This is a genomic window from Citrobacter sp. Cf132, from assembly GCF_030333885.1.
GTDB lineage: Bacteria > Pseudomonadota > Gammaproteobacteria > Enterobacterales > Enterobacteriaceae > Citrobacter > Citrobacter freundii.
Genome location: NZ_JAOWFA010000068.1, coordinates 5,274 through 19,240, shown reverse-complemented (window position 1 = coordinate 19,240; position 13,967 = coordinate 5,274). Strand labels below are relative to the sequence as shown.

At 59.6% G+C, this 13,967-nt stretch carries 11 protein-coding genes and 2 pseudogenes; 11 read left to right on the top strand and 2 right to left on the bottom strand.

Annotated elements, in window-relative coordinates; genetic code table 11:
* The first annotated feature begins 8 nt into the window (after positions 1-8).
* The 7 genes from traD (at position 9) to OGV85_RS18950 (ending at position 10,837) form a co-directional block, all read left to right on the top strand.
* The gene (gene traD, locus OGV85_RS18980; RefSeq protein WP_096179069.1) at positions 9-2,165 is read left to right on the top strand and encodes a type IV conjugative transfer system coupling protein TraD; all 2,157 of its coding nucleotides are present in this window, start codon (positions 9-11) and stop codon (positions 2,163-2,165) included.
* Entirely contained in the window at positions 2,165-7,405 is a 5,241-nt protein-coding gene (gene traI, locus OGV85_RS18975; protein ID WP_023307204.1) for a conjugative transfer relaxase/helicase TraI, read from the top strand. The genes traD and traI overlap by 1 nt, the downstream gene beginning before the upstream one ends.
* A 1-nt stretch (position 7,406) precedes the next feature.
* Positions 7,407-8,144, top strand: coding sequence for a type-F conjugative transfer system pilin acetylase TraX (traX, locus tag OGV85_RS18970; protein WP_008324912.1), 738 nt, complete (start codon positions 7,407-7,409; stop codon positions 8,142-8,144).
* Between the two features lie 66 nt (positions 8,145-8,210).
* Positions 8,211-8,930 (top strand): fertility inhibition protein FinO, encoded by a 720-nt coding sequence (gene finO, locus OGV85_RS18965; protein ID WP_008324922.1) that lies wholly within the window; start codon positions 8,211-8,213, stop codon positions 8,928-8,930.
* Complete coding sequence (locus OGV85_RS18960; protein WP_008324924.1) at positions 8,923-9,714, top strand: DsbA family protein; 792 nt, start codon at positions 8,923-8,925, stop codon at positions 9,712-9,714. Before finO ends, OGV85_RS18960 begins: the two co-directional genes overlap by 8 nt.
* Before the next feature lie 147 nt (positions 9,715-9,861).
* Positions 9,862-10,407: a phospholipase D family nuclease gene (locus OGV85_RS18955; protein ID WP_008324931.1), complete on the top strand. Its 546-nt coding sequence runs from the start codon at positions 9,862-9,864 to the stop codon at positions 10,405-10,407.
* A gap of 151 nt (positions 10,408-10,558) precedes the next feature.
* Complete coding sequence (locus OGV85_RS18950; RefSeq protein WP_008324932.1) at positions 10,559-10,837, top strand: replication regulatory protein RepA; 279 nt, start codon at positions 10,559-10,561, stop codon at positions 10,835-10,837.
* Between the two features lie 35 nt (positions 10,838-10,872).
* Here the strand turns inward: OGV85_RS18950 and OGV85_RS24615 are convergent.
* Positions 10,873-10,976 (bottom strand): annotated as a pseudogene (locus OGV85_RS24615) (replication protein RepA).
* Between the two features lie 79 nt (positions 10,977-11,055).
* Between OGV85_RS24615 and tap the strand changes: the two are divergent.
* The 4 genes from tap to OGV85_RS18940 all read left to right on the top strand — a co-directional run bounded on the left by tap (position 11,056) and on the right by OGV85_RS18940 (position 13,328).
* Positions 11,056-11,133 carry a RepA leader peptide Tap gene (tap, locus tag OGV85_RS24470; protein ID WP_011201829.1) on the top strand — a complete coding sequence of 26 codons (78 nt, stop codon included), beginning with the start codon at positions 11,056-11,058 and terminating at the stop codon, positions 11,131-11,133.
* The gene (gene repA, locus OGV85_RS18945; protein ID WP_085952537.1) at positions 11,114-11,989 is read left to right on the top strand and encodes an incFII family plasmid replication initiator RepA; all 876 of its coding nucleotides are present in this window, start codon (positions 11,114-11,116) and stop codon (positions 11,987-11,989) included. Before tap ends, repA begins: the two co-directional genes overlap by 20 nt.
* A gap of 459 nt (positions 11,990-12,448) precedes the next feature.
* Positions 12,449-12,595, top strand: a complete 147-nt coding sequence (locus tag OGV85_RS24610) for a replication-associated protein RepA4 (protein ID WP_487249657.1) — start codon at positions 12,449-12,451, stop codon at positions 12,593-12,595.
* A 391-nt stretch (positions 12,596-12,986) separates the two neighbouring features.
* The gene (locus OGV85_RS18940; protein WP_023307206.1) at positions 12,987-13,328 is read left to right on the top strand and encodes a hypothetical protein; all 342 of its coding nucleotides are present in this window, start codon (positions 12,987-12,989) and stop codon (positions 13,326-13,328) included.
* A gap of 162 nt (positions 13,329-13,490) precedes the next feature.
* Here OGV85_RS18940 and OGV85_RS18935 read toward each other — a convergent pair.
* Positions 13,491-13,967, bottom strand: a pseudogene (locus tag OGV85_RS18935) (IS1 family transposase); the annotation flags it as partial.

Here is a 13,967-nt window from a genome sequence, read left to right as displayed (position 1 = left end):
AGGCTAATATGAGTTTTAATGCTAAGGATATGACCCAGGGCGGTCAGATCGCGAGCATGCGTATCCGTATGTTCAGTCAAATTGCCAATATCATCGTGTACTGTCTCGTCATTCTCTTCGGCATCATTGTCGCGATTACGCTGTCGGTTAAACTGACCTGGCAGACGTTCGTGAACGGCATGGTTTATTACTGGTGTCAGACGCTGGCCCCCATGCGCGATATTTTTAAATCCCAGCCTGTCTATACCATCCGTTATTACGGCCATGAGCTGAAGTACAACGCGCAGCAAATACTGCAGGACAAATATATCCAGTGGTGCGCCGACCAGGTCTGGACGGCCTTTATTCTTGCTGCCATCATCGCGGCCGTGGTGTGCGTTATTACCTTCTTTGTCACCACCTGGATTCTGGGCCATCAGGGTAAGCAGCAGAGTGAGGACGAGATAACGGGAGGGCGCCAGCTGACTGACGACCCGAAAGCGGTGGCGAAAATGCTCAGGCGCGACGGTCTCGCATCCGACATCAAAATCGGTGAGCTGCCGCTTATTAAGGACTCGGAGATCCAGAACTTCTGTCTGCACGGTACCGTCGGGGCCGGTAAATCAGAAGTTATCCGCCGTCTGATGAACTACGCCCGCCAGCGTGGCGATATGGTCATCGTGTATGACCGCTCCTGTGAGTTCGTCAAAAGCTACTATGATCCGGCCACAGATAAAATCCTTAACCCGCTGGATGCGCGCTGCGCTGCATGGGACCTGTGGCGGGAGTGCCTGACGCAGCCTGACTTCGACAACGTTTCCAACACGCTTATTCCTATGGGCACGAAGGAAGACCCCTTCTGGCAGGGGTCGGGACGTACCATCTTTGCCGAAGCCGCATATCTGATGCGCAACGACAAGGACCGCAGCTACAGCAAGCTGGTCGACACGCTGCTTTCCATCAAGATTGAGAAGCTGCGCTCGTACCTGAAAAACTCCCCGGCGGCGAACCTGGTGGAAGAGAAAATCGAGAAAACGGCCATCTCCATCCGCGCCGTGCTGACCAACTACGTCAAGGCTATCCGCTACCTGCAGGGCATCGAAAATAACGGCGAGTCATTCACCATACGCGACTGGATGCGCGGCGTTCGTGAGGATGGTAAAAACGGCTGGCTGTTTATCTCCTCCAATGCTGACACCCACGCTTCCCTCAAGCCGGTTATCTCCATGTGGTTGTCCATCGCCATTCGCGGGCTGCTGGCGATGGGGGAAAACCGTAACCGCCGCGTGTGGATCTTCGCCGACGAGCTGCCTACCCTGCACAAGCTGCCGGACCTGGTTGAGATCCTGCCGGAGGCGCGTAAGTTTGGCGGCTGCTACGTCATTGGCATTCAGTCCTACGCCCAGCTGGAAGATATTTACGGGCAGAAGCCGGCGGAAACGCTGTTCGACGTGCTGAACACCCGTGCCTTCTTCCGCTCGCCGTCGCGCAATATCGCCGAGTTCGCCGCTGGCGAAATCGGTGAAAAAGAAATCCTCAAGGCGTCCGAGCAGTATTCCTACGGTGTGGACCCGGTACGCGACGGTACCTCGGTCGGCAAGGACATGGAGCGCGTCACCCTGGTGAGTTACTCCGACGTCCAGACGTTGCCGGATCTCTCCTGCTACGTCACGCTTCCCGGACCTTATCCTGCCGTGAAAATGGCGCTGAAGTATCAGCAGCGTCCAAAGGTGGCACCGGAATTCATTCCGCGCACCATCGACGGGAAAGCGGAGGAACGCCTGAATGCCGCGCTGGCTGCACGTGAACATGAATCCCGCAGCATCGCCATGCTCTTTGAACCGGATGCCGATGTTGTCGCGCCAGAGGGCGGTGCGGAGAATGTTGGTCAGCCACAGCAGCCACAGCAACTGACGCCCGCGCCCCGCGCTGCAGACGCGGCATCCGTAGCAGGTGCGGCAGGCGCCGGCGGTGTGGAGCCTGAGCTGAAGACAAAGGCGGAAGAGGCAGAGCAGCTGCCGCCCGGCATCAGTGAAAGCGGTGAAGTAGTGGATATGGCGGCATGGGAGGCGTGGCAGGCGGAGCAGGACGAACTGTCTCCTCAGGAGAGGCAGCGTCGTGAAGAAGTGAACATCAACGTTCACCGGGCGCCTGAAAAGGATCTTGAGCCGGGAGGATACATCTGATGATGAGCATCGGATCGGTAAAATCCGCCGGCAGCGCGGGCAATTATTACACCGACAAGGACAACTACTACGTTATCGGTAGTATGGGCGAGCGCTGGGCCGGAAAAGGGGCTGAAGCGCTGGGGCTCAGCGGCGGGGTGGACCAGAAGGTCTTTACGAAGGTTCTGGAGGGACGCCTGCCGGACGGCAGCGACCTCAGCCGGACTCAGGACGGGGCGAACAAACACCGTCCGGGCTACGACTTCACCTTCTCTGCGCCCAAAAGTGTCTCCGTGATGGCCATGCTGGGAGGCGACAAGCGTCTTATTGAGGCACACAACCGCGCGGTGGAGACCGCCATTAAGCAGATAGAGGCAATGGCCTCCACGCGGGTTATGACGGAGGGCAGGAGCGAGACGCAGCTGACCGGCAACCTGGTGATGGCGCTGTTTAACCACGATACCAGCCGCGACCAGGAGCCGCAGCTGCACACCCACGCGGTGGTGGCCAATGCCACTCAGCATGGCGATGAGTGGCGAACGCTCAGCAGCGACAAAGTGGGTAAAACCGGGTTTATTGAGAATATCTACGCCAACCAGATTGCCTTTGGCCGCCTGTATCGTGCCGCGCTGAAGGATGACGTCGCGGCGATGGGCTATGAGACTGAGACGGTCGGCAAACACGGCATGTGGGAGCTGAAGGGCGTACCGACGGAGCCGTATTCCAGCCGCAGCAGGACCATCAGCGAGGCGGTCGGGGATGACGCGTCCCTGAAGTCCCGCGACGTGGCGGCGCTCGATACCCGCCAGTCGAAGCAGAAGGTTGACCCCGAACAGCGCATGGCCGAGTGGATGCATACCCTGAAAGAGACGGGGTTTGACATTAAAGCCTACCGTGAGGCGGCAGACCTGCGGGTTGTGCAGGGGAATATTCCCGCAACGACGCCTGAAGCCATTGATATTAACAGCAGCGTCGGGCAGGCCATCGCGATGCTGAGCGACCGGCGGGCGCGGTTCACGTATTCCGAACTGCTGGCCACCACCCTCGGGCAGCTGCCCGCGCGGTCGGGCATGGTGGAGATGGCGCGTGACGGCATCGATGCGGCGATAAAAAATGAGCAGCTCATCCCGCTGGATAAAGAGAAGGGGCTGTTTACCTCGAACATCCACGTGCTGGATGAGCTGTCGGTGTCGGCGATGACCCGCGATTTACAGCGGACGGGGCAGGCCGACATTTTTCCGGATAAAAGCGTGCCCCGCAGCCGGTCATACAGCGATGCCGTGAGTGTCCTGGCCCAGGACCGTCCGCCGGTGGCGATCATTTCGGGTCAGGGCGGGGCGGCCGGCCAGCGTGAGCGCGTGGCGGAGCTGACGATGATGGCGCGCGAACAGGGGCGTGACGTGCAGATTATCGCCGCCGACAGGCGTTCGCGCAGCGCCCTTATGCAGGATGAGCGCCTCAGCGGCGAGCATATCACCGACAGGCGGGGGCTGACGGAGGGCATGGCCTTTACGCCCGGCAGCACGCTGATTGTGGACCAGGGGGAGAAGCTGACCCTGAAAGAAACGCTCACGCTGCTCGACGGTGCGCTGCGCCATAACGTCCAGCTGCTGATTGCCGACAGCGGCCAGCGCACCGGGACCGGCAGCGCCCTCACCGTCATGAAGGAAGCGGGAGTGAGCACGCTCGCGTGGCAGGGCGGTGAGAAGACGCAGGTCTCGGTTATCAGCGAGCCTGACCGGCGGCAGCGGTATGACCGCCTGGCCGCTGACTTTGCCCGAAGCGTCCGCGCAGGTGAACACAGCGTGGCGCAGGTCACCGGTCCGCGCGAGCAGGCGGTGCTCGCAGGCGTAGTCCGCGAGGCGCTTAAGGCGGAAAAGGTGCTGGGCGAGCGGGAGGTCAGTATCACCACGCTGGAGCCGGTCTGGCTCGACAGCCGCCATCAGCAGGTGCGCGACCACTACCGGGAGGGGATGGTCATGGAGCGCTGGAATGCCGAAGAGCGCAGCCGGGAACGCTTTGTCATTGACCGCGTGACGGGCCGCAACAACAGCCTGACGCTGCGCAACGCCCAGGGTGAGACGCGGGTGACCCGCCTGTCTGAACTCAACAGCAGCTGGTCGCTGTACCGCACCGGCACGCTGCAGGTGGCCGAAGGCGACCGTCTGGCAGTGCTGGGTCAGGCGCAGGGGACGCGGCTCAGGGGAGGCGATACGGTGACCGTTAAGGCGCTCGGGGAGGCGGGGCTCGTCGTCAGCCTGCCGGGGCGTAAGGCGGACGTGGTCCTGCCCGCCGGCGACAGCCCGTTTACCGCCGCGAAGGTGGTTCAAGGCTGGGTGGAGTCGCCGGGCCGCTCGGTGAGCGACAGCGCCACGGTTTTTGCCTCGCTGTCGCAGCGCGAGCTGGATAACACCACGCTGAACAAACTGGCGCTCAGCGGCCGGGCGGTGCGGCTCTATTCCGCGCAGACGGCGCAGAAAACGACGGAGAAGCTGTCGCGTCAGTCTGCCTGGAGCGTCGTGTCCGAACAGATTAAGGATGCGGCGGGGCATGACAGGCTCGATGATGCCCTGGCGCACCAGAAGGCCGGTCTGCACACGCCGGAGCAGCAGGCTATCCATCTGGCCATTCCGGTGCTGGAGGGGAACGGCCTGGCGTTCACGAAGCCGCAACTGATGGCCGCCGCGAAAGAATTTGAGCAGGACAGCCTCAGCCTGCAGGCCATCGAAAAGGAAGCGGACCGTCAGGTGCGCAGCGGCGACCTGCTGTCGGTGCCGGTATCGCCGGGAAACGGCCTGCAGCTGCTGGTCTCACGCCAGTCGTACAACGCTGAAAAAAGCATTATCCGCCACGTCCTTGAGGGAAAGGAGGCCGTCACCCCGCTGATGGATAAGGTTCCGGACGCGCAGCTGGCGGGCCTGACCGACGGGCAGCGGAACGCCACGCGCATGATACTTGAATCCCCCGACCGCTTTACCCTGGTGCAGGGCTACGCCGGGGTGGGTAAAACCACCCAGTTCCGGGCAGTCATGTCGGCCATCGGCACGCTGCCGGAACGGGAGCAGCCGCGCGTTATCGGCGTGGCCCCCACCCACCGGGCGGTGAGCGAGATGCGCGATGCGGGCGTGCCTGAAACGCAGACGCTGGCGGCCTTTATTCACGACACGCAGCAGCAGCTGCGCGGCGGCGAACGAACGGACTTCAGCAACGTGCTGTTTCTCGTGGATGAAAGCTCAATGGTCGGTAACGCCGACATGGCGAAGGCGTACAGCCTGATTGCCGGGGGCGGGGGGCGCGCGGTCTCCAGCGGGGATACCGACCAGCTGCAGTCCATTGCCCCGGGCCAGCCCTTCCGCCTGCTGCAGAAGCGCAGCGCCATTGACGTGGCGGTGATGCAGGAGATCGTCCGCCAGACGCCGGAACTAAAACCTGCCGTCTACAGCCTGATTAGCCGCGATATCGGCAGCGCCCTGACGACCATTGAGAGCGTGGCGCCGGCACAGGTGCCGCGCAGGGCGGATGCCTGGCAGCCGGACAGCTCCGTCATGGAGTTCAGCCGCGAACGGGAGGAGGCCATTGCGAAAGCCGTGGCGGCCGGCGACCTGATGCCCGGCGGGCAGCCCGCGACGCTGCTGGAGGCCATCGTGAAGGACTACACGGGGCGCACGTCAGAGGCGCAGGCGCAGACCATCGTTATCACCGCCCTGAACGCCGACCGCCGCCAGGTGAACGCCATGATTCATGACGCCCGTCAGGGTGCCGGCGAGGTGGGCGAAAAAGAGGTCACGCTGCCGGTTCTCACGCCTGCCAATATCCGCGACGGGGAGCTGCGGCGCATGGCAACGTGGGAGGCATCCCGCGACAGCCTGGTTCTGCTGGACAGCACCTATTACAGCATTGAGGCGCTGGACGGGGAGGCGCACCTGGTGATGCTGAAGGATGCGCAGGGCAACACCCGCAGCCTGTCGCCCGCGCAGGCGGCGACAGAGGGCGTCACGCTCTACCGTCAGGACACCATTACCGTGTCGGAAGGCGACCGGATGCGCTTTTCGAAAAGCGACAACGAGCGGGGCTTCGTGGCCAACAGCGTCTGGTCGGTCAGTGAGATAAAAGGTGACAGCGTCACGCTGTCGGACGGGAAACAGACCCGTACGCTCACGCCGTCAGCCGAGCAGGCAGAGCAGCACATCGACCTGGCCTATGCCGTCACCGTTGAAGGCTCACAGGGTGCGAGCGAGCCCTTCTCCATCTCCCTGCAGGGTACGGACGGCGGACGTAAGCGGATGGTGAGCTTCGAGTCAGCCTACGTGGCGCTGAGCCGCATGAAGCAGCACGCGCAGGTCTATACCGACAACCGGGATAAGTGGGTGGCCGCGATGGAAAAATCGCAGGCGAAAAGTACGGCGCATGACATTCTGGAGCCGCGCGGCGACCGCGCCGTCGCGAATGCCGCCCGCCTGACGGCGACGGCAAAAGCGCTGGGTGAGGTGCCTGCCGGTCGCGCCGCGCTGCGCCAGGCCGGGCTGCAGCCCGAGGGCTCGATGGCGAAATATATCTCGCCGGGGCGTAAATACCCGCAGCCGCACGTGGCGCTCCCGGCCTTCGACCGCAACGGCAGGAAGGCGGGCGTCTGGCTGAGCGCCCTGACGTCCGGAGACGGGCAGCTTAAGGGGCTCGCTGGTGAAGGCCGGGTGATGGGCAGCGGGGACGCGGCGTTTGCGGGTCTGCAGGCCAGCCGTAACGGCGAGTCGCTGCTGGCGCGGGATATGGAAGAGGGCGTGCGGCTCGCGAGGGAGAATCCGCAGAGCGGCGTGGTGGTGCGGCTCGAAGGCGAGGCGCGACCGTGGAACCCCGGCGCCATTACCGGCGGTCGGGTCTGGGCCGACGGCCTGCCCGATGCCACTGGTACGCAGCCCGCAGAAACGGTGCCGCCGGAGGTGCTGGCACAGCAGGCCCGGGAGGCTGAGGTGCAGCGGGAGCTGGATAAGCGTGCCGAAGAGGCGGTCCGCGAGATGGCCCGCAGCGGCGACAGGCCGGCCGGAGGGGCTGACGTCGCCGTCCGGGATGTGGTGCGGGATATGGATCGGATAAAAGAAACGCCGGCATCTCCCCTCACGCTGCCGGATGCGCCGGAAGAACGCCGCCGGGATGAGGCGGTGTCTCAGGTGGTGCGCGAGAGCGTGCAGCGGGACCGCCTGCAGCAGATGGAGCGCGAAACGGTGCGAGACCTTGAGCGTGAAAAGACCCTGGGAGGCGACTGATATGCGCGCTGAAAACCATCCGCTCTTCCCCCTTGTGGTGGTGGCCGACTGCTGGCTGCAGCGTCTGCTTGTGTGGACGCCGGGCCAGACCGACCTTATCAAAACCGTGGCGCTGCTGCTGATGGTGGCCGACCACATCAGCATGCTGTGCGGACTGGATAATGACTGGCTGCGTCTTGCCGGTCGGGGAGCGTTTCCGCTCTTTGGCCTGGTCTGGGCCATGAACCTCGCCCGCCATCCGCAGATTCAGCAGCGCGCCCTGAACCGGCTCTGGATATGGGCCGGGGTGGCGCAGGGCGGCTGGATACTGGCCGGGCTGCGCCCGGACCTGGGCAATATTCTGTTTGCCTTTGCGGTCAGCGGACAGGCACTGGCGATGATGCAGCGGCACGGGCCGCGCACGTGGCCGCTCTCCCTGATGCTGGTTCTGGCCTGGCTGCCGTTTTCGGCGGGAAGCTACGGGCTGGCGGGGGTAGTGATGCTGATGCTGGCCTGCGGCGTATGTATGACGGGCCGGCGCACCACGCGCACGGGGCTGGCGCTGTGTCTGGCACTGGCGATACTCGCGCTGAATGCCGCGGACAGCCCCGCCTTTGCCATCGCGGGTCTGGTAATACCCGGCGTTACCCTGACGGTGCTGAGCCGGACCTGTTGCCGCGTGCCGAGGTTCTGGCCGCGCGAATTTTTCCCGCTGTTCTACGCGGTGCACCTTGCCGTCATCGGACTGATGGTGATGTGATATCTGCCGTGTCAGAATAGGGTCAGTCAGGGGAGTATACGTGAAACAGATTTATCCGGAGGCAGGATGACAGAGCAGGGGCGCCCCACGCTGACGCTGCGCCGCAAAGCGGAGCCAGAAGGTCAGCGTGCCGTAAGCAACAGTGAACCGGACGGTGCGGGTCCGGGCCGGGTCACGCGTAAAAAGACCGTGGTGGTGAACACGACGCCTGCCTGGAAGGTCAGGAAGCAGGCGGTGGATGAGAGCGCGAAAAAGGCGCAGGCGGACGAGAAGGCCGCCAGAAAAGCAGAGAAAGCCCGGCAGTGGGCTGAGCGACAGGCCCAGGAGAGGGAGGCCATGCGGGCGGCCAGGCGCAAACCTGCCCCGGAACCGGTGTACCGGAAGGTCATGCCGCTTGCGGACGCGCTCGCGCTCCTGAAGCGTTGCTGGCCAGCCCTGGTGACGGACGGCCAGCCGCAGCTCCTGGCGGTCAACATCCGGGAGGCAATGGTCAATGACATTCGCCGGCGCGGGCTGGAGATTTCCGTGAAGACGCTGAAACGCTGCCTTGCCGCCGTCACCCGCTCGGATGCGTATCTGGGCGCCATGACGGTGGGCGCGTGGCGTAAAAACCTTGCCGGTGAACCGGTCGCAGCGGTGAGTGCGGAGGAGGCGGCGTATGCCGTGGAGCGCAGGGCTCAGGAGCACGCTAAACGACAGCGCAGGGCGGTTAGAAGCGTCGCCACCCGTGCACGGAACGAACTGATAACAACCGAGAAGAGAAAAACACAGGATGAACATGAATAAAACCCTTTCAGTCATGCTTGCCGCAGGCCTTCTGGTCTCCGGCGTGGCGGGGGCAGCAGAGAAACCTGCCGTTGCCTTTACCCCGGAACAGGAAGCCCGCATTGGTGAAATCGCGAAAGACTACCTGCTGGCTCATCCGGAAGTGCTGGTTGAGGTCAGCCAGAAGCTGCAGGCCCAACAGCAGGAGAAGCAGCAGCAGGCGATGACGGCCGCCGTGGTTCAGAATCAGGCAGCGCTGCTGAACGATAAAGGCACACCATCATATGGTCCTGCTGATGCGAAAGTGACGGTCGTTGAATTCTTTGATTACCAGTGCATCTACTGTGCCCGCCTGGCGCCGGAACTGGAGAAGGTAATAAAAGCTAACCCGGACGTGCGCTTTGTGTTCAAGGAATTCCCGATATTTGGCCAGCGCTGGCCGGCGTCGCTCAGTGCGGCGAAAACCGGGCTTCAGATCTGGAAGCAGAAGGGGGCCGATGCTTACCTTAACTATCACAACGCGATTTACGCTACCGCCCACAACGAGGGTAAGCTGACCGATGCTGATATCAGCGCGGCCGCAAAAGCCGTGAAGTTCGATGCGAAAACAGCCCCAGATGTTCAGGGGACCCTGGATGGCATAAACACACTTGCGCAGCAGCTGGGCTTCAGCGGTACCCCGGCCCTGGTGGTTCTCCCGTCAGCCGGCGCCAGTGCTGATAACGTGACGGTTATTCCGGGATACACCAGCGCGGAGGCCCTGCAGCAGGCCATCAGTCATGCTGCCGGTGATACCAAAAAATAATCAGGCGTCCGCCAACTGATACCGCTAAAAGAGACTGACGCCTTCGCCGTGCTCAGTTGTCCAACCCCGGAGAAGGGTAAAAGCAAGTTTTCCCCGTCTCCGGCGTTTCTGGTTAACACATCCGAACAGTATTTCTGAGGTTATTTAATGCGTAAGTTCACCTTTCGCCAGCTGGCCGTGTCCGGTCTGGTATGTCTTTCGCTGAGCTGTATTCAGCCCGCAGCAGCGGCATCCTCCGTTCAGGTCGGCTTTTCACCTGAAGGCAGCGCGTTGCAGCTGGTCCTTAAGACGATTGAGTCAGCACAGCAGGAAATTCGGCTGATGGGCTACTCATTTACGTCTCCGGAGGTGGTTAGTGCGCTTGTCAGGGCAAAACGTCGTGGTGTGGATGTGAAGATAGTGCTTGATGAAAAGGGCAACCGGAGCAAAGCCAGCCAGGCGGCGATGAACATCGTGGTGAACGCGGGAATTCCGCTGCGCACCAACGGTCGCTACGCCATCATGCATGACAAAGTCATTATTGTTGATAATCATACAGTTGAGGCTGGTAGCTTTAACTACACTCGCTCTGCTGCATCGCGGAATAGCGAGAATGTGCTGGTTATTAATGAGGTGCCGGAAGTGGCACAAACCTACCTTCAGCACTGGCAGTCGCGCTGGGACGGAGGAACGGACTGGCATTCTTCATACTAAGTCGCATCGTCATTTGATCCGCAATCTACATCTATCCTGGTGAACCATGCGCCAACATGGCTCACACCTTCGCGTAAAGTTAAGTCGCTGATTTCAGATATCTGTAGTATTCTCTGCAAACGATCCAAGTTTGATCCTTGAGGAGGCAGAGATGTCGCAGATCGAAAATGCAGTAACTTCCTCATCGAAAGAAAAGCGTTCTTACCGAAAAGGTAAGCCGATGTCGGCGAGTGAAAGACAGCTTGCCGCGATTGCGCGTAAACGTGAAACACATAAAGAAGTGAAGGTTTTTGTTAAAAATCCTCTTAAAGATTGGATGATTACGATCTGTGAAGAGGAAGGGCTCACTCAAGCTCAGTTTATTGAGACCTTACTCGAACGTGAACTTTCTGAACGCGGCGTTCTCGATGTAAAGACTTCACATTCTTGAACGTTTTCTCATTGGATGCTAGATTACTGATCGTTTTAGTGAATTCTTGGTTGGCCACGCCATAAGGTGGCAGGGAACTGGTTCTGATGAGGTGTCTACCCGGGACCAGAAAAGCAAAAACCCCGATAATCTTCACCAGGTTTGGCGACTAAGAGAAGATTAACGGGGCCTACTTAAACTGTATAGAAGCTGTTGCTCTATGCAGGGAGTATAGTTTTATGCTCAGAAAACTGCAATACCCGTTTCTGTGCCATTTACTCCTTCCGTGCAACATAAGTGCGGGAAGGTGTGACTGACGCCCAGACCCTGTTCTCCCATTACCGTCAGGTCAAAAACCCGAACCCGGCATTCACGCCGCGTGAAGGCAAAAAGACACTGCCGTTCTGTCGTAAGCTGATGGCGAAAGCCGAAGGCTTCACGTCCCGTTTTGACTTTTCCATCCATGTGGCGTTCTTACGCTCGCTGGGTAAACGTCACCGGATGCCGCCACTGTTGCGCCGCCGGGCCATCGATGCCCTGCTCCAGGGGCTGTGTTTCCACTATGACCCGCTGGCCAACCGCGTTCAGCGCTCCATCACCAATCTGGCCATCGAGTGCGGTCTCGCCACCGAGTCGAAAAGCGGTAATCTGTCCATCACCCGCGCCACGCGGGCGCTGACGTTTATGGCGGAGCTGGGGCTGATTACCTATCAGACCGAGTATGACCCGCAGATTGGCTGCAATATCCCGACCGATACCACCTTCACGCCGGCACTGTTCTCCGCGCTCGACGTCTCTGACGTGGCCGTTGTGGCCGCGAGGCGCAGCCGTGTGGAATGGGAGAATCAGCAGCGTAAGAAGCAGAACCTGAAGCCGCTGGAGATGGACGAGCTGATAGCGAAGGCCTGGCGGTTTGTGCGCGAACGGTTCCGCAGCTACCAGTCCGAACGTAAACAGCATGGCCTGAAGCGCGCCCGCGCCCGACGTGACGCGGACAGAGCCCGTAAGGACATTGTGACGCTGGTGAAACAGCAGCTGACGCGTGACTACGCCAAAGGGCGTTTCGTCGGCGACAGGGATGCTCTCCAGCGTGAGCTGGAGCGGCGCGTGAAAGAGCGCATGCTGATGTCGCGTGGTAACAACTACACGCGGCTGGCCACCGTCCCCATATAACCCTTCCTGTGTGAAAAATCCGGCTGGCGCCGGAGGGTTTCGCACGTCTGCAGTCCATCGTTGACGGTTTTCTGCACGAAATGACGGCCGTCCTTCCTGACATTCACCCCATTCCGCCATCAGAATGGCCAGAAATTGCATCAGAGTGGCCACATCTCGTCGCCAGATTCAGTTACCCACAAATAACTGCAAGGGACCTTTCCATAAGGTTACAACCGTTATGCTTACAGAGCGCCAGCCGACCTGATTTCAAAGTGCGTGGTTTCCTTTAAAAACCTGCTCTGTACTTCTTTTAAATATCTTTTATTTCATTCATATAAATATATAACCTGTTCGTCGCCTGACCTGTGGACAGGCTCCTGAAAATGCCCGCCCTTGCAGCGGACTCACGTCCGCGCCGGTTCGGCAACTGCCTAAAGTAGCTCCCATCGCTACGCGACGGGCCCCGGCACGGCACATATAGTTACAACATTCAAAATACTCACTCAAAAGCAGGAACAGTGCCTGCCTGAACCCTCACAGCCCCTCCCCACCACTGAAAAGCGAGGCCGCCCCGGGCCGAAGGCCCGGAACAACGTCGCTTTTAATGATGGATGTTGTAACTAGAATTCTGAGTGGCTGTGAGTAGTGTCGCTGTGAGTTTTTAGTACACGCCCGTAAGCGGCCCTGACGGCCCGCTAACGCGGAGATACGCCCCGACTGCGGCTACGCCTTGTCGTGACCACTCCGATGGCGCACAGATGCTTCTGCGTCGCGATTAGCGGGTTATGGCTTTGCAGGGAAGGGGGGGTTGATAGCGATCCTCTATAGATCAACCGGCTGCGCCGGGCTACGGCGCCACTAACCAGAAGAGCCACATTCAGCTCAAGCTGGCGCCTTCATGCGCCTGCGGCGCATTTCCACGAGACTGGCTAATACACCAAACGTCTATGTACTTCACTGGTAAACCAGGTTATGAATAATAATCGCTCAAATTTGATAAGGATATTGATATAAAATGAACAACCCATCAATAATCGACTCGATGGTTGACAGCATGCTGAGCATAGAGCGCAAAGACATGCTGATAGATGCATGTCGTAAACTTTTCATTGAAAAGGATTTTTCAAACATGCGACCATCCGTTCAGGAGGAATTAAAAGCCATCTTCGATGAAGATAATATTCCTGTTTCTGAATCTCCTCGATTAGCGTTAGGAATGAGTGCTCTGCTTCTGGCAAAAGAATCAAACAATGACGCACTGGAACTATTAGCAACTCAAATTATGAATATATCCGATAAAGCAACGTTGCAGAAAGCATTCGAAATGGTCAGACAACAGCTATTCGATCCTCGCTAACGGAGAGGTCTTCGTGCGCAGTACGCATATAAGAACCTAAATAAAAAGGTCTGCGACCTCAAATGGTCGTAGTATGAAAGGATGGAAAAAATATGAATAAAGAATACGTCGAATTTTTAAAAATGCTGTCTCCGTTTATTATACTTGGGTAATGACTCCAACTTACTGATAGTGTTTTATGTTCAGATAATGCCCGATGACCTTGTCATGCAGCTCCACCGATTTTGAGAACGACAGTGACTTCCGTCCCAGCCTTGCCAGATGTTGTCTCAGATTCAGGTTATGTCGCTCAATGCGCTGAGTGTAACGCTTGCTGATAACGTGCAGCTTTCCCTTCAGGCGGGATTCATACAGCGGCCAGCCATCCGTCATCCATACCACGACCTCAAAGGCCGACAGCAGGCTCAGAAGACGCTCCAGTGTGGCCAGAGTGCGTTCACCGAAGACGTGCGCCACAATCGTCCTCCGTATCCTGTCATACGCGTAAAACAGCCAGCGCTGACGTGATTTAGCACCGACGTAGCCCCACTGTTCGTCCATTTCAGCGCAGACAATCACATCACTGCCCGGCTGTATGCGCGAGGTTACCGACTGCGGCCTGAGTTTTTTAAGTGACGTAAAATCGTGTTGAGGCCAACG